Here is a 26,060-nt window from a genome sequence, read left to right as displayed (position 1 = left end):
AATGAATATCCGTGAAAAATATAGGCAACATTTATAGTCCCCGAACAAAATTTTTGAAAATTGAGTGTATGCCAAAGTTCAAGTCTACTCAGGAAATCCTGAGAATCATCGGTAATAAGGATCAGATACGCAATTTCGGTGTCATTGCACACGTCGACCACGGCAAGACGACCATGTCCGACAGCCTTCTTGCCGCGTCCGGCATCATCGCACCGTCCGTGGCCGGCCAGGCCCTTGCTCTCGACTCTATGAAGCTGGAGCAGAACAGGCAGATGACCATCAGGGGCGCAAACGTGACGCTGCTGTACGAACACGATAACAAGGATTACGTCATCAACATGATAGACACGCCCGGCCACATCGACTTTACAGGCAGGGTTACGAGGGCGCTTCGCGCAATCGACGGCGTGGTCGTAGTCTCTGACTCTGTCGAGGGCATCATGACTCAGACAGAGACTGTCACGAGGCAGGCACTCGAAGAGCGCGTCAGGCCAGTCCTTTACATAAACAAGATAGACAGGCTCGTAAAAGAGCTGAGGCTGGACGGACCTGCCATGCAAAAATGGCTTTCAAACATCATTGCCGATTTCAACAGGCTCGTGGACCTCTATGCCGAGCCGGAGTACAAGGAAAAGTGGAAGGTCTCGATACAGGGCAACAGCGTCGCCTTTGGTTCTGCAAAGGACCGCTGGGGCTTTAACTTCAAGATGGCGCAAAAGCTGGGCGTCGGCTTTAAGGACGTCTACGAAGCGTACACGTCGGAAGGCACAGACAAGATAAAGGCACTTGCAGAGAAATCGCATTTGCACGACGCCGTGCTTGGCATGGTAGTCGAGCACCACCCGCCGCCCCACGTGGCGCAGAAATACCGTATCCCGAAAATCTGGCCAGGCGACCTCAACTCTGAGATCGGCCAGGCGCTCTTGAACTGCGACGAAAAGGGTCCGGCCATGATGATGGTGACTACCATCAACGTCGACCCGCAGGCAGGCAGGGTTGCAACAGGCCGCCTGTATTCAGGCACGATAAAGGACGGCGACGAAATCTATCTGATTGACGCAAAGAGACCGGGCAAGGTGCAGTCTGTAAACATCTACATGGGCAACACCCGCGAAGTGGTGAGCGTGCTTCCTGCAGGCAACATACCGGCGCTGCTCGGCCTCGACTATGCAGTCTCTGGCGAGTCGATATCAACCGTCAAAACGGCGACCGCGTTTGAATCTATCAAATACGTTTCTGAACCTGTCGTCACAATCGCGGTGGAACCAAAGCACCCCAAGGACCTGCCCAAACTGGTCGAGGGCCTGCGCAGGATCACCGTCGAGGACCCGAACCTGATAGTCAAGATAAACGAGGAATCCGGCGAGACCTTGATGGCAGGAATGGGTGTCCTGCACCTTGAAATCGCTACGTCGCTCCTGCAGGAAATGGGCCTTGACATCGTCACTACGCAACCGTTGATCAACTACCGCGAGACAATCCGCGCAAAGGCCGGCCCCATAATGAGCAAGTCTCCGAACAAGCACAACAAGATATTCATGCGCGTCGAGCCGTTGCCAGAGGACATTGTCGACCTCATCAGGACGGGCAAGCTGAAGGAAGACATGGACAAGAAGGAGATGGCCAAGATCCTGAGGGAAAAGGGCTGGGGCACCGACGAATCAAGGAGCGTCGTTGCAATCGACGCGTCCGGCAACATGATGGTAGACGAGACCAAGGGTGTCCAGTTCATACAGGAATCTATGGACTCTATCCGTTCAGGCTTTGACGATGTGATAAAGAATGGCCCGATAGCAAAGGAGCAGGTGAGGGGCGTAAAGTTTGTCCTGCACCACTTTGTCCCGCACGAGGACCCTGCACACAGGGGCCTTGCGCAGCTGATGCCGGCCACAAGGAGGGCAATGCTCGGCTCGATACTGATTGCCGACCCGGTGCTTTTGGAGCCGATACTTGGTATTGAGATCAAGTGCCCACAGGAACAGATAGGCGTCGTCGCAAGCGTGCTGTCAAGCAAGCGCGGCAAGCTACTCAACGTCGAGCAGAAGGGCATCATCGCCATCATACAGGGCGAGGTGCCGGCATCCGAGACGTTCGACCTGTCAGAAGTCATGAGGGGTGGAACCGCAGGCAAGGCGATGTGGACAACGTTCTTCAAGACATGGGCGCCAGTCCCGAACTCGATATTCAGGAATCTGGTTGCCGACACGAGGAAGAGAAAGGGCCTCAACCCCGAGCCGCCTGGACCGGATGAATTCATCGACAAGGAGTAAAAAAGGGAATTCCACCTCTTTTTGTGCGTAAACTTGTGTCGCTTCTTGTGTAAAAGCATCTAAAGCGAGTGCGTATGATGATTATTACCTGTCTTTTTTGCTCAACTCTTTAAAATCATGGCCGCACAACTGAGTTAATGTCAAGTCTAACGGGAAGTAAATCAAGAAAAAGAACGACAATAATGTCAGCATTTACTATTTCCCTGTTGGTGCTGGGTTTTGCAATAGTCGCATCGGCTATAGTAGTGACGCCGGCTGCATTTGCGCAAAACGCAACCACCCCAAGTGGAAATGCCACACAAGGAGGGAATATGACTCAGGGAGGAAACGCTACCTTGCCAACAGCCATGGAAACGAATCCAAATCAGCCCGGAAACCTTACGTCTCCACCTATGGGACCATCAGGTAACATAACTTCACCCGGCAGCAATATGACCGCACCGCCAACAGGAAACGTAACCGCAGGATGAAGTGCCACTCGCTGAAAAAACGAAGCTAGCTGCAACCGTAATTTCATGATTTGCTAGCACTCTTTTTTTTGATGGCAAAGGAAGACAAACCAGAGACGCGTACGATAAAGACGCGGACGGGACCGGCGGAAAAACAGAATACCACCCGGTTCATATGCAAGGTCTGCGGCGACACTTTTGATGATCAGAATGTTCTCAGGCAGCATGTTGACACGATGCATGAGCAAAAGAGGATGGTGACTGCCACCGAAGTCATTCAGAAGGCATTTGGCGGCAGGATAAACTTTCCAAAAACAAAAGCCGAGATTGTAAAGGAGGTGGAGGAAAACAAAGAATCGCTGCCGCTTGAAGTTGTCGATGCCGTACGGAACATACCCGACGGGCGGTACAACGACGACGCAGACTTTGTACGCCGAATAAAAGACTACACAGGCTCTATTGCAGAATAATGGCCGGCTGCATGCATATTCTCTATCATCCTATAGCATAGGCAAAAAGCGGCACAAATCCATGCTCAAAAAAGGAGGGGGGAGAGTATGTTTTTATCGACAGGACGTAAAAAGGGAATCCTCTTTCCATGTCCAACATTATGCCGCTTTTGCATGTTCCGTTTAACCTGAAAAAGTGCCTGTCTGCAGCTAGCTCTAGGTGCAGGCCAATTAGATCAAATCTTCGATCATTATTAGAAGGACAATAGCGCCAAGCGCCAGAACTCCACCAATAGCTAGCGTTAGAGTAACCGGTACCATTAGTCGTCGCATCAGACATCTGTCATATTCAATAAGCCTTTAACTTGTCGCAATGTGTTTCTAGCTCGTGTTTCTAGTGTTCTTTTATTAGTATTGAGGGCTCTCACCGCTTGTTGATGTCTGAGAGCTGGAAGGCCCTCATAATGCGAGATGACGACGGTTCTGTATGTACATATTCCCGCGGTCGTGTATACGCAGTAACAATAGAATAGTCAATACGGATTAAATGCGTCGCTAAATCATGTTCTTGAAGGATTCTCGGATTAATCAAAGAAGGCTGGTATGCGCAACTGCGCAAGAGCTGGCTGTCAACGCAATAAACTATTATTCGGCCCACTCGTCGACTATCGAGTTGACGTCTTCAATCAGATCAAGTTTAATGATCACGCCATACCTGCCATGCTTGCTACCGTAATCATAATCGATTAGAAATCCAACGTATGGCGGCTTCTCCTTCGCCTGAACACTTGTATTGTCACCATTGTCATCATCAATACTGTATCGCATAAAGTATGATTTCTCTTCGCCGGGAAAGACCAGTGAAGCCTGACCTTGGGCTGCTGCCTGGTGGATTAGCTCGTCCTTTGTAATCTCTACCTCTGACATCAGGCCTCTGACCTTGACACTTGATGCCGGCATCTGTCCGTAGTTTATGTAAAAGAATCTGATTTTTGTCTCTCCCGGCTCTTTTTCAAGTCCTTTATCCGATGCACCGAGCCAAGGTCTAACTGTAGAATCGATTTGATGCTGGCTGATTTGCACCTGTCGTCTTGTGGCAATGGCTTGAATGATGGTCGCGACCGCCAAACCAGCTGTGCCAATACCTGTTGCGACTAGTGCATAATCTGATAGGCTCAACTAAGTATATTCACTTTATCATACGGTCGCACTTTTTAATGAGTATATTCTTCAGTCAGATAACCTAACCTTTTTCGCGCTCAGGGTTGTGTCACTATTCTGGATAGTGATTAGTCCACCACATAGAAAATGAATATTCCCAAACCCATTAGCACGATGATTGCGCCGATATCAATCATGGCAAATGTCGTATTCTTTATTTGGATTTGTCGTTCCCTTACGGCATAGGAGATTATCACTCCGCCAAGGGTGATTATTGAGAACGGCATCACGGTAAATACATTGAAAAATGTTTGAGAGAACCTTCACATCAAAGTATCCACTGGTGCTATAGAGAAAACGAAATACAATCCTATGATCAAAATGAATGCAGGTATGACCAGCGGTACAGTGGTAAAATATTGTGAAGTGTTGCTGGTCATTTATTATTAGATTATGCGCGCAAGATCCTGATTAGTTTTATTCCCTTCCACTGTAAGGACAAGCCTCCTGTTTACGCAGAACTTTGTGCCGCTTTTTTTCAGGGCGCTCGAAACCCTTTTCTGACATGTGCAGCTTTGTATGTCATGGTAAAAGAAGAAGCCGATCTTAGCCAGAAACTGAACAGAGCCTCCGAGATAACACTAAGCGTCAAAGGAAGAAAATCAGGCAGGGATATATCTCGGCTGGTCTGGTTTGTGCATGAAGGTAGCACTCTGTATTTGCTTCCAGTTCAGGGTTCCAACACCAACTGGTACAAGAACCTTCTAGCAGATTCAACGTTAAAGATTTCTGTAAGCAATAATCGTAGCGGCGGAGAAGAATTATCTGCAAGAGGACAACCGATAACTGCCAGCAGCAAGGTTAACGATGTCGTAAGTAAATTCAAGTCCAAATATGGCGAAGGAGATGTAAAAAAGTATTATCCAAAAACAGATGTAGCCGTTGAAATCCAGCTCTGACAGATCTCCCTATGAACCATCATCAAAGAGGATGGCGACTTGACAAACATGCTGGAAGCGAGAGAGCCGCGACGCTGTGTTACTGTGACTTGAGGGATGCCATATCCAATAGAGAGAAGCGTATACTTCTAGATTCATTCATTTTGCATTGTTTTTCTTATCGATAATTTCGTTGTTGATAAAATCCTCAAAGTCTGGATCGAACCAATTCCTTGGGTCTATGTCCTTGTTCCAGTATTCTCTTATTGCCCCCTGCGCAAAGGCGGTTCTCATCCATCGAAGCCAGCCGTTCCATTCGTTGTCGCTAAGCACCTTTCTCTGGCGCATGTGAAACGCGTGGGAGCACATGTACAAAATGGCGTACGAAAACACCACCTCTTCAGACTGGGTCGCCGTGCCCTCCTTTTCGACTACTCTGGCGAGGGTTGGCTTGTGAACAATAGTCTCAATTACTCCATGCAGCTTGTCATCAAGGTCGTTTAGGACTTTTGTCTCAAGGTCTATTCGGAGGTTGCGTATTCCCTTTCTAGAATAATAGAGGGTTATGAAAAAAGTGGCCATTATTCCGACCGCTTCTCCAATTCCAAAATATTCAGCTATGCCAAGTTCAGACATTGCTCATAAACAACAGAAGAAACTTTAAAAAGCATTTATTATTTCACAAATAACTCTCGGGCCGGTCAAAACGGCGTGTTCCATTAAAATAAAAACAGAAAAACTTTCCGGCATCTATACTTCACACGACGCTAGAGGCGATATGTACAGAACGTGATTTTTATGCCCGGTTTTCGTATGGAGCGACATGCCCAAGATAGTACGCATAACGGAGTCTATGTAAGAAAGAACTGTCAACGACGACTGAATCCGGCAAACAGATTGTAAATCTGTGGGCTAAAACTTGCCAGCACTTTTCGTAATTCATCGTTAGGGTTCCCATAAACATCAAATTTGCTTATTCTCGCAACCTTGGAAATCTTTGGAAGTATTGTTTGCGATGCAACACCAGCATTGTGGGCAAGTACCGCCTCAGAGTTTGTGTACGTTTCGTGTACAACACACTTTGTTTCATCATCTCTGTTCAGATAAAACTGGTAATCTATTGTATCTGGCTCGTTGGCTTGCACCACCCTGCTCATTTCCTGTACCAGTTTCTTGTACTCTTCTGTTCTTCCTTCTTCTATGGTAAATTCTGCTCTGAAATGAATCTGGCTGCTGCTCTTCATACCACTTCTCTTTCTCCTTGTGTCGATAAAAAGAGAATCTTTTTTCACTTGCCTTTGTACGCGCATTATCTACGTCATAACGTAGGGTAGGAAATATCGGAGCGAGTGCTTAAAGCTCGTAACGCAAGTCATAATAAAAAAATGAAGGGTGCTTGGCCATTTGCCCCCTCGTTGAGCATAGTGACGCAGCTATTACTTCTTGGCAACAGTAAAGTCTGCTGTCGCACTCTTGCCTTTGTCGTCGCTAACCTTTATCTGATGGTTGCCGTCTTTGGCGTCGTCTGGAATCTTTAGAGTAGCCATAAAGCTACCGTCGTCCTTTGTAGTTACTTTGGTTTTTGCCGGGAGTTCCTTGTTGTCGACGCTGACGCTCAAAGGGCTTTTGGGGCTAAAGTCAGTACCAATGACCTTAACGATACTCCCGGGAGCGCCTGAACTAGGTTGTAGTTTAATCGCAGGCTGCTTTTGTGCGGCTGCGGCGATACTGTCGCCAGATGATGATACCAGTCCACGAACTGCTATTGCGCTCAAAAGTGCGACAGTCACCATGGCTGCGAGCATTGCAGTTTGTCTTTTTTCAACTTTCATATTTTTGCTCAATTTAATCTAGTATTGAAAAGGATTAAAGAGTTTTGCAAAAATTATGCTTCAGATATCATAGCGTATATGAAATATAGAGAATAATTATTAATTGTATACCTATCTTGCAAAGATCTGCAAGATCTTACAGATTTGGAATCTCATAAAAATTATCTCTTTTTGCCGTAATTGAAAGAAAGGAATCTTGATTATTTATTACTCGGTTAAATGGCATTTTTATCGACAAGAAGCAAGAATGCTTTTCTCTTTTTGTATCTAGGTTCTTTCCATCTTTTCATGCCCTAAAATCACACTGCCAACTCTGCTGCTTTCTCAGCCGCTATGCCTCATTGATTGGCACTTGCGGCAAACCTCGCTGCGCGGAGGTTCTTTCTCTGCGATGGAATATTCATGGCTCTTGTAATAGCGCAGGCATTTTGTACTGGCGTTTCCGACCGAGCTTGGGTTTGATGTTTCGCCCTCGCTAATGATTTTTGCAATATGGTATTCCGGGCTCTTGCCGCTGCGTGCCAAGATATAGACGCCTTCCTTTTCGTACGGCAACTTTTTCCCTTTCAATATTCGTATTCGCCTCGTTGTGCTCTATAAAAGCTCCGAGTGTTGAAGCATTTGGACGCAGAGTTTAGGATACTGACAAGTTTTCACTTGGAAAGACGTTTCCAAAGAACGCGCCGGTGCCTTTCACGTATATTATAATGAACAACGCCGCAAACACGCAGACGACTGTGGAGCCGTGGCTTGGAAACAGGGATTCTGCCGATGGATCTCCGTGGACAATGGTCACTTCCTTTACCGACACCGGCAATAATTGGGGCGTCGGGCCCGACTCGTGCAGCTCTGGAGTCGATCCTGCCGTCAGGCTTACCAGAAATCTGGTGCCTCCCTCTGCATAAGCAAAAAGCCCTTTCTGTCGGTGTACTTTAGAAACGAGGAGGGTACGGTCGCATATGAAAAACTGTCAGGAAAATCGACCCGCTTGACGATCAGGCCCGGGATATTGAATCCGTCTAAAGCTGCCGTTGCCTGTTTTACATGCGAGAATCTATTTGCCAGTCTCGCCTGTCTAGCTTAACAAATGTAAGATATTTTATAACTCTTCTTATCAAATGCGTCTTTTTTGCTCAGATAATCTTATATGCGTCCATAGGCATTAGTTTCCAATGTTGGAAAATCTGGCGTATCCAATAATCGGCTTCGTCTTTACTTACCTTGCGCTGGAGACCGCATGGCACTTTGCGGTATGCAGAATTCATGATCCAAAACTCCAGCCTTGCGTGTTCAAGGAAGTACAGATGTTAGTGGTAGCCCATAACAGAAGAAGCTAACGAGTAGTAAGGCAACTCTTTCTTCTTTCCCTTATTTTTCGTAAAGGCAAAGGCATCACATGCGCAGCGGCAACATTTTCTCTCGTTTCATTCCCAGTCCGTAAAAAGGGAATGGCTTTTGCCGCTGCTACTATTGCACCTTTAACTCTTGGAGCTCAAAAGGCGGTATGTTCATGGTCAGGTATTCTTCCATCCTGAACTTGATGTCTTCGGCGGTCAGGTCGCTCATGCTTGGCGAGCCTATGTCAAAAGCTATCCTGTCGCTCCCGGTATTGACATTTGTCACGACCAGATCCGCATATTGGTTTGCGATCTCATTTATCCAGTAGTTGACCTGATCCTTGTTCACGTTTGAAACCTTCATCTCGACCTTTATGGGCTTGAACTTTGAAGCGCCTTCTTGGTAGCCCTTTCCCGACTCTACATTATAGTCTACGTTGGACATCTTTGTCCATAATCACCTGCTATTATACCCGCATTGCGATTAAAAAGAGTCTTGATTGCGCACGTAATTCGCGTGAATCGTTCCTGATTGCAGCATAAATTCAACTCCAATTATCGTTTATATCTCTATTTTGCTTAATTCTTGCGTGCTTATGAAGACAAGGTGTGGCCATTTTGCGACACGCTCATATGCAGACGCCCACGGCGGCTTGTGCAGGAAATGTCACGCCAATTTTGCGGCTCTTGTAGAGCTGGAAAAAAGATACGGCGAAGATGCCCTGGTTGAGTATTGGTACTCTGCGATACTCACCAACCTGCCGGAAAGCAAGGAGGAGATGAAGTGCTTTATCTCTCACCTGATTGACTTTTACCAGCAGAAGTTGATTGAAACGCCGTCAAAGCAGGGATATATCAAAAAGATGCTGTACATGCTCCGGTCTGTCTTGGAGCCGTCTGACATGGAAGAGCTGCGATGACTTCGGCGTTTACACTGGCATAAAGACCACGTGATTTCTGCGCAAGAGTTTTCGTCCATTAAAGCAAAGAGGCGTGTGTATGTATATGTGTGTGCTACCTGAGCGGATCTTGCCTGCTAAACTCTAGTATTATCCCGCGCTTGTCATCGTGCTTTATGCTGCAGACCTCTTGCAACGTCATTGGGATGTGAGAGACATCAACTTGACACAACGGGCACGAGTCGATGATGCGTCTTGCGTTAAAGCATGTGCATGACCAATTGCAGTTGTCGCAAAGTTCAAGGATGATGCCCGGAAAGACCTCTCCGCTGATCCTTTCTTGAATGGTATTGATGTCTTCGTATGGTAGTACGAGACTCTCAGGCGATTCCGACGACATCTTTCTGTACAGACTTTTGCCCATCGCAAATATAATGCTACATAATCGACAAATCTTGTTTATGAAAGAGACTGAAACTGACACAACAATTTCTTTGCCAGTTTTTTCAAGATGATAGTAAAATAATCTGGCAATAAAAGATTGTGCCGTTTGCAATCAATAAAAAAGAGGAGAGGGAATAGGGTGGCCTGCAGATTTTGTGCAAAAGGCCGTTGTTTCTTGCTGCTGCAGGAATTATTGTCATAATCATCGTCTGCCTGCGTACTCTGCTACAAAAAATTAGCCCGGAGTTTCATCTCACCTTTTTGAACACTAGGACGACGCCTCCAATCAGGCCCGCTGCGAAAGGCAACGCTCCTGCAAGAAGCTCGGTTGGCTGGATAACTGAGGTGGGTTTCACAGAGACATCAAAGTCCGCCGTGAGCGGCTTGGCCATGTGCTCTGGTTTTCCGTCGTCCATCCGCATCAACAGGTTTACCACGTAGTTGGTATTGTTCTGAAATGTGTAGGGCACCGTGATGTCGCTAACCTCTTGGAGCTTGTACGGCATCTGTTCTACGACTTTGCCCGAGTCTTTTTCCGTTATCTGTAACGCCATGTTTACGTTGTTTACGACGGCGTTGTCCTGCAGGACTGAGAGGTGCAGCGTGGTGTTCTTGCCTGCCGAGGTGAACTGCGGGATTTGCTGAAATGAAACCTGGTAGTTATCGACTTGTTTTATGGTTCCAAGGAGGTGCGCCTGCGCCAAGTGTCCGGGCTGTTGCAGCAGCAAAGGCACTGCAACTAGCACCAGAACCACCAGTGCAAAGGCAGCATTCCCAACAATGTTTCGCAACTTTTTCATGCCTGTCACACTGCGAGATTTTGTTTTGCCCCTTTTACGCTGGAGTCATCGATACCGTCGGCGTCGGCGGGTGTTGTGCGGAAACGAGTATCTTTGGCAGGAAAATCAGCAGCGCGAATGCACCGAGGAACATCATGTGGGCACTTATTGCAAGAATGGCGACTAGCGGGCGCGGGTCTTCAAAGCCGTTGAGTACCACTTTTGACGGATCGCCGTCCTGAAGCCAATGGAATGACACGTCCAGTGCCAACCCTGCTACGCCGATGAGCCCTATAATCCACATCTGCTTTATGTTGCGGCCTTGCTTCAGCACAGCCCATCTGCGGCCGCCCTGGTCGCTAGATCTTGCTGGCGCCGACTTTTCAAAGAAAAGCACAGGCAGTATCCCTAGCAGCGTGAATGCCGTAAGGAACGTAATATGGCCGGTCCAAGAGAGAGTTGCAATGGCCGGCGCGGTTGTCAAGATTATCTGGTTCGTCGAAAAGTCTGCCCCGTCGAATATTATCGACAAAGGCGTGCCGTTGGCGAGCGTGTGAAAAGAGGCGTCCAGTGCCAACCCAGCCACTCCTATGATGGAGAGGATCCATAACCTTCTGATACTCCAACCCTTTCTGAGAAGGACAAGAGAATTAGAAGGCTGTGATGAAATTTTGTTGTTTGTTTTTTTCCCAATTTCTTTCATAGCGTCTAATCGTCAACCGATCGAGGATGATGATTCTTAAGGCGTGTGGAGCGCCACGCTATAGACAAGTCGTACGTGAAAGAATTGTACGCCACGACGCTAAGCAGCGCAGCGAAGCTAATACCATGACAGTCTTACACATTTCTGCGACTTGGGGCAAGGAGCAGACGCATACCTACCCTTATTGGCGCAATCTCCCTAATGGTCTTGCCTGATTTGAATAAAAACATGATGCAGGTCATCTCTGTAGGACTCTACGGTTATGTCTTCTGATGATGGAAATACCGCTATGATGATGCAGAATGACAGAATAGAATTTCAACCAATCCTCTTATTCATCAGAATTTTTACTCTAAACTAATCGCGAATTTTCGACCTTGATATTATATTTAAGCATAACCCCACGCGGCATTTAACAGTTAGTATTTACTAGAAAGTTATTCTCCACAGAATTATAAGTGCGAAACTCTATCCCTGACATCCGTGATCATAACAGCATCACAGCACCTCTTGTCAATAGACGAGAATATCCTGGCCGTTTGCCTTATGGACTCTAATTTCAGGGTTTTAGAAGCGGCATCAAAACAGGCTTTTGACAAGAAATTCAAGATTTCAGACAGGCTCAAGAAGAGCAGCGGCGACTATGCGGCAATGATATTTGCAACGGCACAGCTTTCTGAAGAAACCTTTGGGAAAGTAGAATGCGTAGTAGTTGATTATGACATGGCAAAAACGATGCTCCTCCCGATACAAGGGAGGGGCTATGTAGGAATGGTAGTAAATTCCTCTACCAGCACAGAATACATCACGCTCAAGGTGAGCGCGACCCTTGAACCAAACCCTGACATGGAAAGCTATGTCTAGCTGCACGTGTCGTTTTGGCCTAGACTATAGAGGGGGCGGGCGCACGCACGGCCGGGCCCGGCAATATACTATTGGCTTCCAAAGAACCGTGAGGCCACAAGCTTTTCAAACTCTTTGTCGCCCATGCTTTTTTTGGCCTCGATCATTGCCTGCGCGTCTTTTCCGACGACGTACCTCATCTGAGGAGAATCCGATCTTGCCGCCTGCGCTATCACCTCGGCAACTTGTTGGGCGGGAATCGCGTCCTGTACCATGTGCGCGGCTGCTGACTGCAAGCCGCTCATGAACCTGGCGTACGGAGAATCAGGTCTGGTGGCTCCCTGCGCAAACCTTAGGTTGTCAAAGAAATTCGTCTTTACCGCGCCGGGCTCGACAAGCACCACGTTTACCCCAAAAGGCTGCATTTCGTAGCGAATCGATTCCGTTATGCCTTCAAGTGCGAATTTTGTGCCATGGTAAATCGGGTCAAGCGGAATTGCAACCCTGCCGCCCATTGAGGTTATGTTCACTATGGTCCCACTTGCCTGCCTTCTCATCACGGGGATGACTGCCTTCATGACCCTCAGCGCGCCGAACAGGTTGGTCTCAAACTGGGCCTTTATCTCGTCCATCGACGTGTCTTCCAGCGCGCCGACAAGGGCAAACCCTGCGTTGTTCACCAAGACGTCAATCCTTTTGCGTTCCCTTAATATGCCGTCGATTGTGTTTCTGACCGACTGGTCGCTGTCAACGTCAAGCTCTGCCACCTGCAGCGGCAGGTTTTCCTTTTCCGCCCTGTCTGAAAGTGCTTTTCCTTTTGCGGGGTTTCTCATTGTCGCGTAGGTATGGAACCCGCTTTTCGCAAGCGCAAGAGACGTCTCAAAACCTATGCCTGAAGAGCTCCCGGTGACAACCGCCGTTCGCACAGTTTCTTCTCTTGACATGGCCGTACAGATGCAGCTGCATTTATTTCAAAACTGCTGCCGCCATATCGAAAGCTCATCCGTTGTGTATCCTGACGATGAAAATATTGGCCACGTTCATCCCAATGTCTTTGTATCCTTTTGCGTATCTGTCAAACTGCCATGCTGCTGCGCAAGATGCTACTGCATTCTGGCCGTCCTGGCAGCGACTATCTTTCTTGTCGTAGTACTTGCACCAGCCTGAAAACCGGCATTGCATGTATATATGCACGCGCAATGCGGCCAAATGGAAGAAAAGACTGTGCGCCATTTTTTCGCACTCGCTTTGCAATCATGACCATTTAGAGACCCTCTAGTGAAGCGTAGCAGTCAGTTGCGCGGCGAAAATCGAATTGCTATAAAGCAGGTGCATACACACGCGTTTTTTTATTATTTTAGCGAACACAAGGGGCAATCAAGCCGGCCTTCGTACCCCAGCTCGTAATTGAGCACTATTCCATGCTCGCGGCACTTGAAGAGGCAGAATCTTTTTCCGTCATGACATCCTAGATTGACGTGGCCAAACAAGAGCTGCAAGTTTATCCAATAATGGTTTTTGGTGATTTCCCGGCCCTGCGGCAGGCGGATTATCAACACAGAGTCCTGAACCTCTTTCTATAAATCCCTTATCGTAGGCGGTACCTTAACAAGGGCACAAGATTGAATGGTGTAATAATTCTCCATAAAGATTTTACATGAGCCCTAGCTCACGTTCGTCAATCACAGATGCTCTTTAGGGATGCAGTAGCTGTTGCACTTGCTTCTGTCCTTGCCCTTACCGTGTACGCCGGCCAGCAGGCTCGGGCAGAAAACTATAGCACCGCGTTTTCGGCAAACTTTCTTGACGGCCTGTTCGAGTACAAGGCTGACATTGACGCAGGCCAGTTCTTCCCAACCAAGGAGATCAAAGACGACATCGTTGGCAAGCTCAAGGCCAGCGACTACAAGATACCTGACATTGAGCGCGAATTCATCGGTTTCAAGATAGTTGCCTCCGACGTCAAGATATATGTCAAGCCTTCCAAGATGGACGGCTCCAACACGCGCCTTTCAGTCGACGTCGAGGGCAAAAACATAGCGGTCGAGAGCAAGTATTTCAACAAGAAATACGACAATCTGGACATAGACACCATCTACGGCGTCTACAACGCCAAGACGGACAAGGTCACCGTCCACGTGCCGTACGCCACCGCTTTTTCGCTAATGTTCCGGTAGTTTGGAGAATGACGAACGGACAACCGTCAGTGCATCTCTAGCCCGCACTTTTGGTAGTATTTCTGGTGGTATTCCTCTGCCTGCCAGAATGCCGACGCTGGCGAGACCTCTGTTACTATCTTTCTCTTGAACGCGCCAGAGTCCTGCAGCTTTTGCTTTATCGCTTCGGCAGCGGACTTTTGCTCGGGGCTGTGGTAAAACACGGCCGACCTGTACTGCGCACCTACGTCCCAGCCCTGCCTGTTCGGGGTAGTCGGGTCGTGGTTTGCCCAGAACACACTCAGGAGCTCCTCGTACGAGACCTGCGCAGGGTCGTACTCGACCTGCACTACCTCTGCATGGCCCGTCCTGTCGGTGCACACCTGCTCGTACGTCGGGCGCTCGACCTTGCCTCCCATGTAGCCCACAGCAGTCGATTTCACCTCCTTGACGCGGCCAAAGACGTCCTCGGAGCACCAAAAGCATCCCATGCCAAAAGTAGCCTTCACATCTTCTATTTAACAGGATGGAAAATTAAGCCTTTTTCCACATTGCGTCTAATTCAGGAAATCCTGCCCTCGTTTCTGAGCTCTGACAGGATGCGCATCAGCGTGTCATAGTCGACATCAATGCTGTTCAGTATCACAGAATGATCCGTAGATCCGTTCTTTTTTACAAACTTTTCAACAGCGGCCTTTTTCTTCTGGTACTTTCTGTCCTGCACTGCTATATCTGCAATTGTATGGGCAGTAATAAACTGCTTTCCAAAAAGGTTTAGAATGGTTTAGTACAACACAGAACGTGATGGCGCGACTTGCGGCTTTTGACATGGACGGCACGCTCCTTGACGGCCGGCTCGTCCTTGCGCTTGCAGAGGGCTTTGGGCTTGAAGGCCAGGTCCGGGCAGTCCAGGCAGACGGCGGGCTTGCAAACTATGAAAGGACAAAGGCGATAGCCGCTCTTTTTTCCGGCCTGACCCGGCGGGATGTTCTTGCAGCCATAGAATCGATTCCGCTTGCCGCAAACTGTGAGCGCGCAATCTCGCTTTTGAAGGAGCAGGGCTGGAAGGTGGGGATAATAACCGACAGCTATGCTACTGCCGCATCTGTGATTGCAGACAGGCTGTCGATGGACTTTGTTGCGGCAAACGAGCTGGAATTTGCAGGAGACAGGATAACCGGCAACGTACAGATGCCGCTTGGCTGGCAGGAAATTGGGTGCGCGTGCAAATTGTCGGTGTGCAAGCGCTTTCACCTTGAAAAATATGCAGCCAAGTTTGGCGTGTCTCTGGAAAACACGGCCGCAATAGGCGACACGCGAGCAGACATTTGCATGGTAAGGCGCGCCGGCACCGGGATTGCGTTCATGCCAAAAGACGACGACATTTCAAGTGCCACGAAAAACGTGGTGCGCAAGCAGGACATGATGCAAGTGGCGCGCCTACTTGGCACCGCACATTGAGATGGACCTTATGCTCCTTGCGAGCAGAAACGGCGCAAACGCAAGGGCGGGCAGGCTTGCGGCTATAAACAGCGTCTGGAACGACGCTAGCGCGCTCGTGCTTGCGCCGGCGCCAATAGCGCCGAGGCCGAGCACCGCAGAGATCATGCTCCCTGCGCAGGTAGGGCAGCCTACAAACAACCCCGTTGCGGCGCCGATGCCTCCTACTATGGAGGTCCTGCCCTGCACCGCCTGCCTGAGCCTGTACGCATAGACGCTGAGCGCCACGTTAAAGCCGACCATCACCGACACGACTGCAGCGAGGATGACGTTGACCGGGATGACTAGGAGCAAAAAGTGGTCTGTGAAATACGCGGTGAACATGGGCATATATCCGGGGGCGCTGCAGCACGGTATCAGGTCGGTCGACGGGACCTTTATCCCGCGCTCTGCAAACGAAACGTCGGGCCGGTAGACTAGTATCTGGGATAGAAACGCAAAGAATATGCCATAGACTATGGCGGAAACGGCCATGATGCGCCAGTATCTCCCATCCGAAAAGGCGCCCGTGACGAACGACACAAGGCTGCTTCCGCCTGCTGTACGCGCCTGCTCTGCGCGGAAAATCGTGTATGCGCCGTACATAGCCGCGGCAAGCGACGCGGCGGTGATGCCAAGGATGGCGTACGCAAGGCCGGTCAGCTGCGATGCCTGCACAGGAGAATCGTTGGACGTGCCTGTCAGCCGGGAATAGATGATAAACGCGATTGCAAGCGAAAACAGGCCTGTGAACATCATCCTGTAGCCACTTTCACGCATGGCCCGCCAGCTCATATACAGTGCTCAGGATAGCATGATTCAAATTAAATCCTATCGTCGTCGTCGCCCGCAAATCCTTAATTCCCAGTTTTGTAAATACACTGTTGTCATGCTCGGCCATGAGGACGAATATGTTAGCGCAAGGATAAGTTACGTCGGGTTCGTCGACCAGGTGGGGCTTGAAGGAGTGGTCATACTAAAGGCAGAAGATGGCCGCGAGTTTCCAATGCGGGCGTTCTCCGGAGAGGTGGCAAGGCACATTTCGCGCTTTCAGGAAGGGGACAAGGGCGCAATTCCGACCATCTATAACCTCGTGGAAGAGATTGCCGCAATGGCCGACCTCATGCTGACGGAGGTCCGCGTCTACCAGAGCGGGACGGTCCTGCGGGCAAACCTGTACTTTCAGGGGAGAAAGGGCGAGATAGTGCTCCGCAACTACCGCGCATCTGATTCCATCGCGCTTGCCTCATACTATGATACGCCCATAAAGGTGCGAAAAGGCCTCTTTGAAGAGGCGCTTGAGCACTAGTCTGGTCAGTTAGCTAGGTGACAATATCGCGCAGCTTGCGCTGTGCTGCGGCATTCTTTATCTCCATGGCAATCCTGCGGCCGACACCCATAGTATGGCCGTAATAGTATTTCGTGTACGGGCTCGTAGTCGCCATTATTGGGTTCCCCGGCACCCTGAGAGAAACGTCGTAAACGACGAAATCAAGGTCGGTGGTGACTGCGCTCTGGAGCGAAATCGGGCCGATTATCCCCGGCGGGTATTCTTTTCTTGCCGCCACCGCAAACTTGTCGCCCATCTCGAACACCTTTTCCAGCAACGATTCTCGTATGCTCGCCGGCGTGTGGCCGACTTCGATGTTCTGCGTCTGTATGTCCATTTCCATCTGCTGCTTTGCCGGGATGGACACAAAGTCGTGGAGGTTGGTCTGCAGCCTGCGCTCGATGCCAAGAAACTCTGTCTCGCCTGTCAGGGGCGAGTGGAAAAAGTTGAGATTGAAATATGTTCCCAGAACGTACTCCTCTATCACCGCGTTTTCGAGGTCCTGCTTGCTCACCACCCCCTGCTCGATTTTCTGCTTGGCTTTTTTCTTGTAGTCCTCGTACGAGGTGACTATGAAAAACGCCCTTTCCAGCTTGCGCTTTGCCTCCTGTACCTTGACCATGGCCGGCCCGGCGATGTCAGACGGCTTGCGGTATATCTTTGGGTGGCGCAGGCCCGCCTTTTCTATGAGGTAATATTGGTTTCTCGGCGCAGTTCGCTCTTCTGCCCTCAGGAGCGACCTGTTGCCAAACACTGGCACCTTAAAGTTGTTCTCGATATTGTCGTAGCCTAGATAAGCGGTAAACGCTCGGTGCGCAACCATTATGCAGTTTCTTTCGCGCAGCTTTTCCTGGTTTTCGCGGTTCAGTATGTCGGAAAACTTGTCAAGGATTATTATCTCGTCGGCGAGGCGCTTGAACCTGCGGTACGGCAGGTCCCTGCCCTTCTGGCAGATGCAGATCGTCTTCATCCCCTCGTCCTTGGCGCCGTCCATCACCTCAAGGGCGGAATGGCTCCCAATGGTGCCGATGGTGACGTCCCTCGGGTCGTAGCGGTCTATAACCGATGCGATCTGCTGCGGGCCGATCAACGGCTATAAAACAAAAAGATTGTAATAAAAAGCCTTGCTTACTTTTTCGAGGTCTTGTTCAGCTCGATGTCGATCGCTGCTCTCAGCTCGTCGTCGTTCTTGTTGGTGTAGTTGATGCCCAGCGAGTCTGCGATCTCCTCCAGCTTTTCCCTGCCCACCCTGTTGCTTTCCTGGTTCTTGTATTGCTGGAGCTCGCGCTTGGCCTCTATCTTGGCCTTCTCGTATTCTGCTGACGCCTTGCCAAAGCTCCTTGCAATCTCGGGGATCTTTTTGACCCCAAAGAATACTACCACAATAGCTATTATGATGAATATCCATTCAGCGCCGCCTAGGCCACCGAACTGCATTATGAGGCTTGAAAGTCCTCCAGACATCAAAAGAGTATGTAAATATTAAGAATTTAAGTGTTATTAGGTGCCAATCTTGCCGCCTTCTCAAGCTTTTTAGCCCTGCTTTCGACTGCCACCATACCCGCCAGGTACAGGGCTATCATGGGGCCGGCCACGAACCACATCGTGATGCCACTACCGTCGGGTGTTATCACCGCTCCAAATATCACGAGGACTATGATGGCATAGCGAAAGTTGTTGCGCCAAAAGTAGGGCGACATGGCGCCCGTGAGAGAGATGCCGTACATCAGGACCGGGAGCTCAAAGGCGATGCCAAAGCCGAGGAGAAACTGGAGCACGAACGAGATGAAATCCGAGACGTTGAACAGCGCCACCGCGCCTATCGCCTCGCCATACTGGTAGAGGAACTGGAGCACGAACGGCACCGCCGCAAGGTATGCAAACACCACGCCGGCGGCAAAGAGGGCAATCGCCGGTATGACGACGTGGGATATCGACTTTCTTGTCTTTGGGCTTATCGCCGGCGAGATGAACCCTGCTATCTCTTTGACGATGACCGGCATGGCGCCAATGACCCCTGCAAGCATCGAGACGTACACCTGCGCAAAGAACGCCTGCCCCGGCGCAGTCTGGACCAGGGTGACTCCTGTAGGGATGAGGCTCTTTTGCATGTAGAGCATTATCTGGGACGAGACGTTGTGTATCGTGTCCGGAAAGGGGTATGCTAGCTGTATGCCCGCATACTCTGTCGGCTTTAGGCCAAACGACATGCAGAAGATGCTTATGGCGATGACGGCGATTACCATGCGCACTATGCGAGCGCGAAGCTCGTTAAAGTGCTCAAACAGGGTCATCTCTGACGCCATTGCTTCACCTTAGAGTGATCGTCTGTGGAATATATTTTAGTCGGGACCCGGTATCGGAAGCGCCTTTCCAGCCGGAAGCTTCCACGCCTCACTGTCGACTTCTTCCTTGGTGGCTTTCTCAAACTCTAGGGTCAATTCCACGGGCGCGTTGAATTTCAGGGAAATCTCGTTTGCCAGGATGCCCACCGCCTTGCCGTCGGCAAACTCTTTTGACCCCTGCAAGAATCCTCTCGCCTGCCTGTACAGCAGCTGCCCGCCAAACTTGCCCTGCAAGAATGCGGCCAGGTCGTCGACCGTCTTTTTGGGCACATCGTTAAAGTAAAAGCATACGCCGTGCACCGGCTCTTTGTCAAACGGCGTTCCGTAGCGGTACCAGAACACCCCAAAGTGCTCGTACTCGCCCTGCATACACTTGATGTCCCAGTGGTTCGCCTTCTCGGCAGGGTACGCCGAATCCAGAACGTCGGTGATGCCAAGACGCCAGTACCTTACGCGCATATAGATATACGGCGCATCTGTAACCTGCGGGATTATAATAACGTCTCGCGCCAGACAGACCTGACAAAAAATAAAAGGGTCCTGCCTGCACACATGGGGCATGGCGGCCAAAAAACAATCACCTGGCATTGAGAGGATAAAGCTATTCGAGGAGATGGAGGCGCAGTTTGACGAAAAGAACGTTATATATTTCAAGAAACTGTTGACGCACCCGGACAGCGTGGTCCGTACAAGGGCCGTGTGCATACTGGCAGAGATAGCCGGCGAGTCGGCGGTGACTCCGATAAGCAAGGTGTTGAAGGACGACGACAACGACCTGGTGCGCCACGAGGCCGCGTTCTCGCTTGGCCAGCTAGGCTTTTCAAGCGGGATAAAGCCGCTTGCCGACGCCGTGAAAAAGGACAAGAGCTTTTTCGTGCGCCACGAGGCCGCGGTGGCCCTCGGCGTAATCGGCTCGGAGGACGCAAGAAAGACGCTGGACGACGCCCTGGAGAATGACGAAAGCGAGGAGGTGCGCGACTCGGCAGTGGTCGCCCTGGCGAACCTCGACTACATCAAGGCGGTCAACAGGAAGAACGACTTTACCCGCATGACTGGCGGCTAACAATATAAAACGGCGCCTGCCTGTATACAAGGAATACATGGCTGCGCAAGAGGGGGAGGAAGGGAGCCAGTGGCTCAACAACATTGGCGGCAGCTGGCGCGACACCCAGTGCCCGTGCGGGAGCACCTTCCACTTTCGAGGCAAGGTGGACGAGCTGTTTGCTTGGGAGCGCATACACCTGCGCCACATGGCCTCTGACAGTGAAAACCACGAGATGCTGTCGTTTTACCCAAAGGACATGGTCATCATTTATCATTCCGCGTCGGGATACGTGGTCGAGAGGCGCCGGCACCGCCGGGAGGAGATAAGCGAGGTCCACCAGGCGCGTCTGTACGGAAACGCCAAGCTCGCCGGCGTCTAGTCTTATTTAGCGTCTCTCAATGGTGCTGTGCCTGCGGGTTTGCCTCCCATAAGGCAAAGGTGTTGTTCTCTGTGTCTGTGCATACGGCAAACCATCCAAACCCCGGGACCTCTGTCTTTTGGACCTTGACCTTGCCTCCAAGTTCTTGCACCTTTTTTGAATACTTGTCGACCGAGTCCACGCCTATGTAGTTTATTATTCCCTGATCAGGCATCTGCCTTTTCATGATGCCGCCACCGATGATCTGCTCTCCCTTGTCGTTGGTGGTGCGAAATGTCCAGTATTCCATCGGGCCGGCCATCTTTTCCATCTTCCATCCAAACAGATTTCCATAGAACTTGTTTGTGCGCTCGATATTGTCTGCGGGTATCTCAAAGTGGACTATTGTAGCCATGTTACTTCTGGATAGCAGATATAATAAAGTAATATTTTAATTGGCAGGTGTCGATGAGGTAAGTAGGTGAAGGCGGAGTAAGTTGTCCACGGTCGATTATGCTGCGGTAATGCAGAACTTGAAGCAGTGCCCGATAAACTACACGTTCCAGATAATCGGCAAGAAATTCACGGTGCTCCTCATGCGTAATATGATGCACCTTGGCCACCGACACTTTAACGAATTTCTGACAATCGAGGGCATCAACCCAAAGACGCTCTCGCAGCGCCTGAAAGAGATGCAGAAAAACGGGCTGGTGGAGCGCAGGGTGCACCCCGGCACGCCTGTCCAGATAGAGTATTTCCTGACTGAAAGGGGCCTTGCTCTCAAGCCGGTGCTTGACCAGCTGATGCTGTTTTCGATGCAGCATTACCCGCAGGAAGTGTGCAAGGACGGAACGCCCAAGACGCTTGAAGATTTGTACAAACAACAAGCGGGCCCGGTGGGATTCGAACCCACGACCTAACGCTTAGGAGGCGTTCGCTCTGTCCATGCTGAGCTACGAGCCCCCGCTTGAATGTTCAACCACGGTCGCGTTAATTTTAAGCCTTCGTCGCTTCGGCCGCCGGCTTTGGCGCAAGCGTGATTATGCGGGGGTCTTTTGCAAAGTCGGGGTCGGCCCAGCCCGGCGGGAAATACTGCTTGCCCGTGTCAGAGGGAGCAAGGCCCGCCCTGTCTGCCGCCGACATTAACTCCAAAAACTGCGAGTCGTTTCCGTTGATGTCGGTCAACACCTTGACTGCGCCAGCTTGGGCGAGCTTTTTGACAAGGATGGAGAACATCGTCTCTACCTTGGCTTTTTCTTCCTCAGTGTCAAGCAGCTCGACGCGGCTTGGCATGACCATCAAAAAGTTGTCGATGGCGCCGTCGGGAATTGAAGGTAGCAGCTTTTGCACGTCGCCCCAGAACGCCGACGCGTTCTGCGGGTCAAGCTCGGCAAGCCTCGACTTGGCCTTGAGGACCTCGCCCTGGTCCTTTCCTATGCCGATGAAATACTCTGACCAGTTGTTCGATGCTATCTCTTGCAGCATCTCACCCTGCCTCATGTCGAGTTCCATGTTCACCTTGAAGTAAATCTTGCGCGCCATCTCTATGGTGCGGTTGAGAGGTGTCGACGGATTGCCCTCGTGGAAGAACTGGTATATCAGGTTCCACCGCCGCCGGAAAACATCGGGAAAGCCGCGCTGGGCGAGAAGCTCCCTGTACAGAGGCAGGTCCGCAAAGTCTGCAAAGAACGCGTCAGTCCTCGACACGGCTTCCAGCTTTGGCAGGAACAACTCGTCATAGAGGTTGTTCACCCTGTCCCATGCCCTGACGGGGTCTGAGACCATGTACGTCACGGAAAGGTCCGCAAGCCAGAGCACCTCTGCAAGCAGGTTCACCTTGCCATTGTCTTTTAGCTGCGAAAGCAGTGCGGAATACTTTTCCTGCGCAAGCCTTTGCTTGAAGAACGGAAAGTCTGTCCTCCAGATGAGCGTCTCGATTACGAGGCTCTCCGTCGGCGTCCAGTCGGACTTGACCCTCTCCGGGTGCGTGGTGGCGTAATCCTCCGGCGGCTGGAGCGACGACGACCCGTACTGCCGGAAATAGTCAATAAACTCGGCGTTTGTCATGGTAAAGTACGCGTCGTGTATCCTGGTCCTTTGCACTTCCTCGATGGTCCTCGCCGCGCTCGGGCCCTTGGGCTTGCCGGAATTTGCGCCGAGCTCCTGCGCGGGGTCGTAGTCATGCAAGAGTCCGGCCACCAGCAAAAGCTCATAGTCCTTTGGGCCAAACTCGTGTCCCCTGAAATAGTCGGGGAGCAGCTGCATCGCTACGTACGCCACTTCAAGCGAGTGGTGGAAATTGTGGTACTCGCTTGCGCCCTCGCCCAGGCCCTGCCGGGTGTACGCGTTTTTCAAAAAGCGCATGAGCGTCTGCACCTGCGCCATCCTTGCCGGCGGGATCTTTTTCTTTTGCGCTAGCTCCATTATCGACGCAGCCAGCTCGTCGTCGCCCACGTTTGCAAGGTTGGCGTTTGTCTCGTAGACCTTGCGCTCCTTTGCGCCGGGAAAGTTGCGTATGACCTGCCTGTAGACGATGCGCAGTGGCAGGCTCTTGTTCAGGTATATTACAAACGTCATGAAGCGCCACGGGTAGCGCACGCGCAGGCGCTCCCACCCGGCGACCTCGTTTGTGGCAGCTACTATCTTTCTGTTCACGTCGGAAATGAGCGCGCTCAGTTCAGAGCCCTCGGCCTCGTGCCCTGAGAAGCGCCGGCGCTCCGTGTTCATGACGAGCCACTGCGGCACCTTGACTATGTAGCGGTTCATTATCCTTCCCTCGTCGCTCTGGTCCTTTGACGTGACTGCCACGTTTCGCATCCCGCTTCCAAACGGCAAGTCTCTATCCCGGACAACCTGCAGCCGTATTTCCCGGCCGGGGTTCTGAAGCGACAGCAGTATGTGCCAGTACTTGCCCTTGTCCATCCATGCCGGGACCGTCGTCTCCTTATCCCAGAAATCCACCGGGCCGGACGGCACAAAGCCGTCCTCGTACTCCCTCGTCAGGGGGTTGTACGACTTGTACTCATAGTCGCCTATGGAAGGGTCGAGCCTGCGCGCGGCAAGCCTTGCCTCGATGACAGCGCTTGCCGACTTTGTGAATTCTCTGTACGCCATGATGCCCCAGATGGTGCCGAGCGCGCTGAACAGGGCGAAAATGCCCGAAACAATGTCGACGGTCCCGATAAAGTACTTGGGGGTGAGCGGTATGCCGAACCAGCCGGTCGAAAGCAGGCCGGAAAAGAGAAGCAGGATGAACAGCCAGCGCGCAATGTCGTGGTAGTAGAGGCTGAACGGCAGGCCACTGTTACGCCGACCGTACGCATGGCTGCAAGATGCGCCAGAGAAGCTACCTCCCGGTGTTGAGCCCAATATGTCTGTGCCTGCCTGCCGGTATATTTTCAATGGCGGTCTGTCCATCTATATATTATTTCGAGCAAGTCTGCCAACCGCGTCGCACAGGCCCGACCATTTTTCCGACTCGTGCCTGTTCCACCGTTCATAGCACACCACTTTTGAAAGGTCTATCCTGGGGAGCCAGCCTGCGCGCTCTAGGTCCGGCTTTTGCGCAAACTCGGCCACGTAGCCGAGGCACAGGTATGCGACCGGCTTGACGTGCGCCGGTATCGCAAGTATGCGCTCAAGGTCCTCGTTTGAGAGTATGCTGACCCAGCCGACCCCGACGCCCTCGGCCCTCGCTGCAAGCCACAGGTTCTGAATCGCGCAGCAGACGCTGTAGACGCCCGTGTCTTCGATTGAAGTCCTGCCGAGCACGAACGGCCCAAAGCGCGTCGGGTCATAAGTGACGCAGACGTTGAGCGCCGACTCCATTATCCCCTCAAGCTTTAGCCTGGAGTACCTTTCCTGCCTCTCCTTGTCGCCTTCGAGCATCTTTATCGAGCGCTCCCGCTCCCGCTCAAACGACTCTTTTACCTCCTTGCGCGTCTCTTTATCCTTTATCAGTATAAAGTTCCACGGCTGCGAAAAGCCGACAGACGGCGCGTGGTGCGCGGCGTTCAGTATGCGCAAGAGCACATCGTCGGGGACATCCTTCTCTTGCACAAAGTGCGACCTCACGTCCCTCCTTGAAAATATCGCCTTGTACAGGCCCTCCTTCTCAGGGCCGGAAAGCGCATAATCACCTTCTGCCAAGTGTGTCAGTGCTTCACGGCACCGGTTATTAGATTTGCTGCTGCGCCTGCAAAATGTTCTTTGCAGCCCTGTCGACGTTTTCACTGTAAAGGTCGATGCCTGTAAACGTGCGCCCAAGCGACACCGCGGCGATTCCTGTGGTTCCTCTTCCGCAGAACGGATCGAGCACAGAGTCGCCCTTTTTGGTGGCAAAGAGGATTATCTTTTCCACGAGCTCTTCTGGAAATATGGCAAAGTGCTCGTTTCCATAATGCGCCCTCGTAGCTATCTCCCAGACGTTTGAGGGATTCTTGCCATTTGGGTTGCACACCGCAAATATGGGGTAGTGCCTGTGGTCGCCTATCCTGCGCCGGGTCGCGTGCCTCTTGAACTTGCGGTAACACGTCGGGCAGAATTTTTCCGGGTCATAGCCGTGGGCACGCGCAATTTCTGCGGTGCTTGGCAGTTCTGAAATCGGCGTCTTTGCCGTCGCGCCATGGATTATCCTTGCGATGCGCTCTATCTCCCTTCTGTCGGGATTTTCAGGCGCAAACTGCACCATCTCTCTTGGCGGGACCCTGTTCCTGCCCTCTACTGCCTCGTTGCCCTGCACCCTCACCGCGTCGAGGTCCGCGTACGAGCGCGCACCCTTTGAAAAGAACAACACGTACTCGTACGCCTGCGAAAAGTTGTCCTTCGAGCTGGAGCTTATGTTGTTCTTTTTGTACCAGATAATGTCCTCGCGGAACCTGTAGCCCGCCCTTGCCAGCCTTTCTGCGAGCCTATGGGGCACCCGGAGCTTTTCCTTGCGCCGGCGCGTGTCGCCTATCACTATCCAGAGGCTCCCATCCTCTGCAAGCAGCCTCTTGCACGCCACAAAGACGCCCTCTAGCGCGTCAAGGTATTTTTCAACGTCGCGCTCCTGCCCTATCTCGCCCCCGTCGAGACCATAGTGCCTGTGGCCAAAGTACGGCGGGGACGTTATTATCGCCCGGAACGTCCCGGGCTCAAGGCCCCTTGCAACATCTCGGGCGTCGCCCTGCAGCACCCTGAAAGGATCGCCGGCCAAATTTCGTTTTAACAGCGCGTGCCGTGATTCTTAACCTTTCCTGCAA

At 51.2% G+C, this 26,060-nt stretch carries 35 protein-coding genes and 1 tRNA gene; 13 read left to right on the top strand and 23 right to left on the bottom strand.

The genetic code is table 11. The annotated features are described in order from the left end of the window. Nucleotides 1–68: 68 nt before the first annotated feature. The 3 genes from ACYOR7_RS10865 to ACYOR7_RS10855 all read left to right on the top strand — a co-directional run bounded on the left by ACYOR7_RS10865 (nt 69) and on the right by ACYOR7_RS10855 (nt 3,189). Complete coding sequence (locus ACYOR7_RS10865) at nt 69–2,270, top strand: elongation factor EF-2 (protein ID WP_294806464.1); 2,202 nt, start codon at nt 69–71, stop codon at nt 2,268–2,270. A gap of 137 nt (nt 2,271–2,407) precedes the next feature. Next, nucleotides 2,408–2,740 (top strand): hypothetical protein, encoded by a 333-nt coding sequence (locus ACYOR7_RS10860; RefSeq protein ID WP_479913941.1) that lies wholly within the window; start codon nt 2,408–2,410, stop codon nt 2,738–2,740. Between the two features lie 71 nt (nt 2,741–2,811). Further along, complete coding sequence (locus ACYOR7_RS10855) at nt 2,812–3,189, top strand: C2H2-type zinc finger protein (protein ID WP_479913940.1); 378 nt, start codon at nt 2,812–2,814, stop codon at nt 3,187–3,189. A 624-nt stretch (nt 3,190–3,813) separates the two neighbouring features. Here the strand turns inward: ACYOR7_RS10855 and ACYOR7_RS10850 are convergent. Beyond that, nucleotides 3,814–4,347, bottom strand: coding sequence for a hypothetical protein (locus ACYOR7_RS10850; protein ID WP_479913939.1), 534 nt, complete (start codon nt 4,345–4,347; stop codon nt 3,814–3,816). A gap of 566 nt (nt 4,348–4,913) precedes the next feature. On the opposite strand from ACYOR7_RS10850, the gene ACYOR7_RS10845 reads away from it, so the two are divergent. Next, complete coding sequence (locus ACYOR7_RS10845; RefSeq protein WP_479913938.1) at nt 4,914–5,288, top strand: nitroreductase/quinone reductase family protein; 375 nt, start codon at nt 4,914–4,916, stop codon at nt 5,286–5,288. A 138-nt stretch (nt 5,289–5,426) separates the two neighbouring features. On the opposite strand, the gene ACYOR7_RS10840 is transcribed toward ACYOR7_RS10845, so the two are convergent. The 4 genes from ACYOR7_RS10840 to ACYOR7_RS10825 form a co-directional block, all read right to left on the bottom strand. Then, on the bottom strand, nt 5,427–5,903 hold the full coding sequence (locus tag ACYOR7_RS10840) for a hypothetical protein (protein WP_479913937.1): 477 nt from the start codon (nt 5,901–5,903) through the stop codon (nt 5,427–5,429). Nucleotides 5,904–6,136: 233 nt separating this feature from the next. Then, on the bottom strand, nt 6,137–6,511 hold the full coding sequence (locus ACYOR7_RS10835; protein ID WP_479913936.1) for a putative quinol monooxygenase: 375 nt from the start codon (nt 6,509–6,511) through the stop codon (nt 6,137–6,139). Nucleotides 6,512–6,703: 192 nt separating this feature from the next. Next, complete coding sequence (locus tag ACYOR7_RS10830; RefSeq protein WP_479913935.1) at nt 6,704–7,099, bottom strand: hypothetical protein; 396 nt, start codon at nt 7,097–7,099, stop codon at nt 6,704–6,706. Between the two features lie 324 nt (nt 7,100–7,423). Next, nucleotides 7,424–7,669, bottom strand: a complete 246-nt coding sequence (locus tag ACYOR7_RS10825) for a hypothetical protein (RefSeq protein ID WP_479913934.1) — start codon at nt 7,667–7,669, stop codon at nt 7,424–7,426. A 137-nt stretch (nt 7,670–7,806) separates the two neighbouring features. On the opposite strand from ACYOR7_RS10825, the gene ACYOR7_RS10820 reads away from it, so the two are divergent. Next, nucleotides 7,807–8,004, top strand: a complete 198-nt coding sequence (locus ACYOR7_RS10820; RefSeq protein ID WP_479913933.1) for a hypothetical protein — start codon at nt 7,807–7,809, stop codon at nt 8,002–8,004. A 562-nt stretch (nt 8,005–8,566) separates the two neighbouring features. Here the strand turns inward: ACYOR7_RS10820 and ACYOR7_RS10815 are convergent. Next, complete coding sequence (locus ACYOR7_RS10815) at nt 8,567–8,881, bottom strand: hypothetical protein (RefSeq protein WP_479913932.1); 315 nt, start codon at nt 8,879–8,881, stop codon at nt 8,567–8,569. 151 nt (nt 8,882–9,032) lie between these two features. Between ACYOR7_RS10815 and ACYOR7_RS10810 the strand changes: the two genes are divergently transcribed. Continuing rightward, nucleotides 9,033–9,356 (top strand): hypothetical protein, encoded by a 324-nt coding sequence (locus ACYOR7_RS10810; protein ID WP_479913931.1) that lies wholly within the window; start codon nt 9,033–9,035, stop codon nt 9,354–9,356. Nucleotides 9,357–9,450: 94 nt separating this feature from the next. Here the strand turns inward: ACYOR7_RS10810 and ACYOR7_RS10805 are convergent, their stop codons facing one another. From ACYOR7_RS10805 to ACYOR7_RS10795, 3 genes are all read right to left on the bottom strand, one after another. After that, nucleotides 9,451–9,759 carry a hypothetical protein gene (locus tag ACYOR7_RS10805; protein WP_479913930.1) on the bottom strand — a complete coding sequence of 103 codons (309 nt, stop codon included), beginning with the start codon at nt 9,757–9,759 and terminating at the stop codon, nt 9,451–9,453. Nucleotides 9,760–10,027: 268 nt separating this feature from the next. Next, nucleotides 10,028–10,579 (bottom strand): hypothetical protein, encoded by a 552-nt coding sequence (locus ACYOR7_RS10800; protein WP_479913929.1) that lies wholly within the window; start codon nt 10,577–10,579, stop codon nt 10,028–10,030. 34 nt (nt 10,580–10,613) lie between these two features. Continuing rightward, nucleotides 10,614–11,135: a hypothetical protein gene (locus ACYOR7_RS10795; protein ID WP_479913928.1), complete on the bottom strand. Its 522-nt coding sequence runs from the start codon at nt 11,133–11,135 to the stop codon at nt 10,614–10,616. 609 nt (nt 11,136–11,744) lie between these two features. Here ACYOR7_RS10795 and ACYOR7_RS10790 point away from each other — a divergent pair. Then, entirely contained in the window at nt 11,745–12,125 is a 381-nt protein-coding gene (locus tag ACYOR7_RS10790) for a hypothetical protein (protein ID WP_294808551.1), read from the top strand. 68 nt (nt 12,126–12,193) lie between these two features. Here the strand turns inward: ACYOR7_RS10790 and ACYOR7_RS10785 are convergent, their stop codons facing one another. Then, complete coding sequence (locus ACYOR7_RS10785) at nt 12,194–13,048, bottom strand: SDR family oxidoreductase (RefSeq protein ID WP_294808548.1); 855 nt, start codon at nt 13,046–13,048, stop codon at nt 12,194–12,196. A 55-nt stretch (nt 13,049–13,103) separates the two neighbouring features. Then, nucleotides 13,104–13,286: a hypothetical protein gene (locus tag ACYOR7_RS10780; RefSeq protein WP_479913927.1), complete on the bottom strand. Its 183-nt coding sequence runs from the start codon at nt 13,284–13,286 to the stop codon at nt 13,104–13,106. A gap of 506 nt (nt 13,287–13,792) precedes the next feature. Between ACYOR7_RS10780 and ACYOR7_RS10775 the strand changes: the two genes are divergently transcribed. After that, nucleotides 13,793–14,281, top strand: a complete 489-nt coding sequence (locus ACYOR7_RS10775) for a hypothetical protein (RefSeq protein ID WP_479913926.1) — start codon at nt 13,793–13,795, stop codon at nt 14,279–14,281. Between the two features lie 26 nt (nt 14,282–14,307). Here ACYOR7_RS10775 and msrA read toward each other — a convergent pair whose 3' ends face one another. Both msrA and ACYOR7_RS10765 read right to left on the bottom strand, forming a co-directional pair. Next, nucleotides 14,308–14,769: a peptide-methionine (S)-S-oxide reductase MsrA gene (msrA, locus tag ACYOR7_RS10770; protein WP_479913925.1), complete on the bottom strand. Its 462-nt coding sequence runs from the start codon at nt 14,767–14,769 to the stop codon at nt 14,308–14,310. A 53-nt stretch (nt 14,770–14,822) separates the two neighbouring features. Then, nucleotides 14,823–14,984 (bottom strand): hypothetical protein, encoded by a 162-nt coding sequence (locus ACYOR7_RS10765; RefSeq protein WP_479913924.1) that lies wholly within the window; start codon nt 14,982–14,984, stop codon nt 14,823–14,825. Nucleotides 14,985–15,064: 80 nt separating this feature from the next. Here ACYOR7_RS10765 and ACYOR7_RS10760 point away from each other — a divergent pair, with 80 nt between their 5' ends. Next, nucleotides 15,065–15,721 carry an HAD family hydrolase gene (locus ACYOR7_RS10760; protein ID WP_479914472.1) on the top strand — a complete coding sequence of 219 codons (657 nt, stop codon included), beginning with the start codon at nt 15,065–15,067 and terminating at the stop codon, nt 15,719–15,721. On the opposite strand, the gene ACYOR7_RS10755 is transcribed toward ACYOR7_RS10760, so the two are convergent. After that, complete coding sequence (locus ACYOR7_RS10755; RefSeq protein ID WP_294806296.1) at nt 15,701–16,534, bottom strand: hypothetical protein; 834 nt, start codon at nt 16,532–16,534, stop codon at nt 15,701–15,703. The genes ACYOR7_RS10760 and ACYOR7_RS10755 overlap by 21 nt on opposite strands. A gap of 94 nt (nt 16,535–16,628) precedes the next feature. Between ACYOR7_RS10755 and ACYOR7_RS10750 the strand changes: the two genes are divergently transcribed. Beyond that, entirely contained in the window at nt 16,629–17,048 is a 420-nt protein-coding gene (locus tag ACYOR7_RS10750; protein ID WP_294806293.1) for a bifunctional nuclease family protein, read from the top strand. Nucleotides 17,049–17,061: 13 nt separating this feature from the next. Here the strand turns inward: ACYOR7_RS10750 and ACYOR7_RS10745 are convergent, their stop codons facing one another. Genes ACYOR7_RS10745 through ACYOR7_RS10730 form a run of 4 tightly spaced genes read right to left on the bottom strand, consistent with a single transcriptional unit; the run spans nt 17,062 to nt 19,873 of the window. Beyond that, on the bottom strand, nt 17,062–18,159 hold the full coding sequence (locus ACYOR7_RS10745; RefSeq protein WP_294806291.1) for a formate--phosphoribosylaminoimidazolecarboxamide ligase family protein: 1,098 nt from the start codon (nt 18,157–18,159) through the stop codon (nt 17,062–17,064). Nucleotides 18,160–18,197: 38 nt separating this feature from the next. Further along, on the bottom strand, nt 18,198–18,533 hold the full coding sequence (locus ACYOR7_RS10740) for a twin-arginine translocase TatA/TatE family subunit (RefSeq protein WP_294806288.1): 336 nt from the start codon (nt 18,531–18,533) through the stop codon (nt 18,198–18,200). Between the two features lie 26 nt (nt 18,534–18,559). Further along, complete coding sequence (tatC, locus tag ACYOR7_RS10735; RefSeq protein WP_479913923.1) at nt 18,560–19,375, bottom strand: twin-arginine translocase subunit TatC; 816 nt, start codon at nt 19,373–19,375, stop codon at nt 18,560–18,562. Between the two features lie 36 nt (nt 19,376–19,411). Beyond that, nucleotides 19,412–19,873 carry a hypothetical protein gene (locus tag ACYOR7_RS10730; protein WP_479913922.1) on the bottom strand — a complete coding sequence of 154 codons (462 nt, stop codon included), beginning with the start codon at nt 19,871–19,873 and terminating at the stop codon, nt 19,412–19,414. Nucleotides 19,874–19,973: 100 nt separating this feature from the next. Between ACYOR7_RS10730 and ACYOR7_RS10725 the strand changes: the two genes are divergently transcribed. Together ACYOR7_RS10725 and ACYOR7_RS10720 are read left to right on the top strand one after the other, a co-directional pair. After that, on the top strand, nt 19,974–20,477 hold the full coding sequence (locus ACYOR7_RS10725) for a HEAT repeat domain-containing protein (RefSeq protein WP_479913921.1): 504 nt from the start codon (nt 19,974–19,976) through the stop codon (nt 20,475–20,477). Between the two features lie 37 nt (nt 20,478–20,514). After that, nucleotides 20,515–20,838 carry a hypothetical protein gene (locus ACYOR7_RS10720; RefSeq protein WP_294806280.1) on the top strand — a complete coding sequence of 108 codons (324 nt, stop codon included), beginning with the start codon at nt 20,515–20,517 and terminating at the stop codon, nt 20,836–20,838. 16 nt (nt 20,839–20,854) lie between these two features. Here ACYOR7_RS10720 and ACYOR7_RS10715 read toward each other — a convergent pair whose 3' ends face one another. Continuing rightward, a complete protein-coding gene (locus ACYOR7_RS10715) occupies nt 20,855–21,232 on the bottom strand; it encodes a VOC family protein (protein WP_294806277.1) in 378 nt (125 codons plus the stop codon). Between the two features lie 82 nt (nt 21,233–21,314). On the opposite strand from ACYOR7_RS10715, the gene ACYOR7_RS10710 reads away from it, so the two are divergent. Continuing rightward, on the top strand, nt 21,315–21,737 hold the full coding sequence (locus tag ACYOR7_RS10710) for a winged helix-turn-helix transcriptional regulator (RefSeq protein WP_294806273.1): 423 nt from the start codon (nt 21,315–21,317) through the stop codon (nt 21,735–21,737). Here the strand turns inward: ACYOR7_RS10710 and ACYOR7_RS10705 are convergent. The 4 genes from ACYOR7_RS10705 to ACYOR7_RS10690 form a co-directional block, all read right to left on the bottom strand. Next, nucleotides 21,706–21,780 (bottom strand) — tRNA-Arg (locus tag ACYOR7_RS10705). The two genes, ACYOR7_RS10710 and ACYOR7_RS10705, sit on opposite strands and share 32 nt — an antisense overlap. A gap of 33 nt (nt 21,781–21,813) precedes the next feature. After that, entirely contained in the window at nt 21,814–24,186 is a 2,373-nt protein-coding gene (locus ACYOR7_RS10700) for an HD domain-containing protein (protein WP_479913920.1), read from the bottom strand. A 48-nt stretch (nt 24,187–24,234) separates the two neighbouring features. Then, nucleotides 24,235–24,966, bottom strand: coding sequence for a 5,6-dimethylbenzimidazole synthase (gene bluB / locus ACYOR7_RS10695; RefSeq protein ID WP_479913919.1), 732 nt, complete (start codon nt 24,964–24,966; stop codon nt 24,235–24,237). Nucleotides 24,967–24,994: 28 nt separating this feature from the next. Beyond that, complete coding sequence (locus ACYOR7_RS10690; RefSeq protein ID WP_294806265.1) at nt 24,995–26,014, bottom strand: DNA-methyltransferase; 1,020 nt, start codon at nt 26,012–26,014, stop codon at nt 24,995–24,997. Between the last annotated feature and the right edge of the window lie 46 nt (nt 26,015–26,060).

It is taken from the genome of Candidatus Nitrososphaera sp. 86-2 (assembly GCF_056726185.1).
Note: the sequence above shows the minus strand (reverse complement) of the source record. Positions and strands in the feature narration are given on the sequence as shown.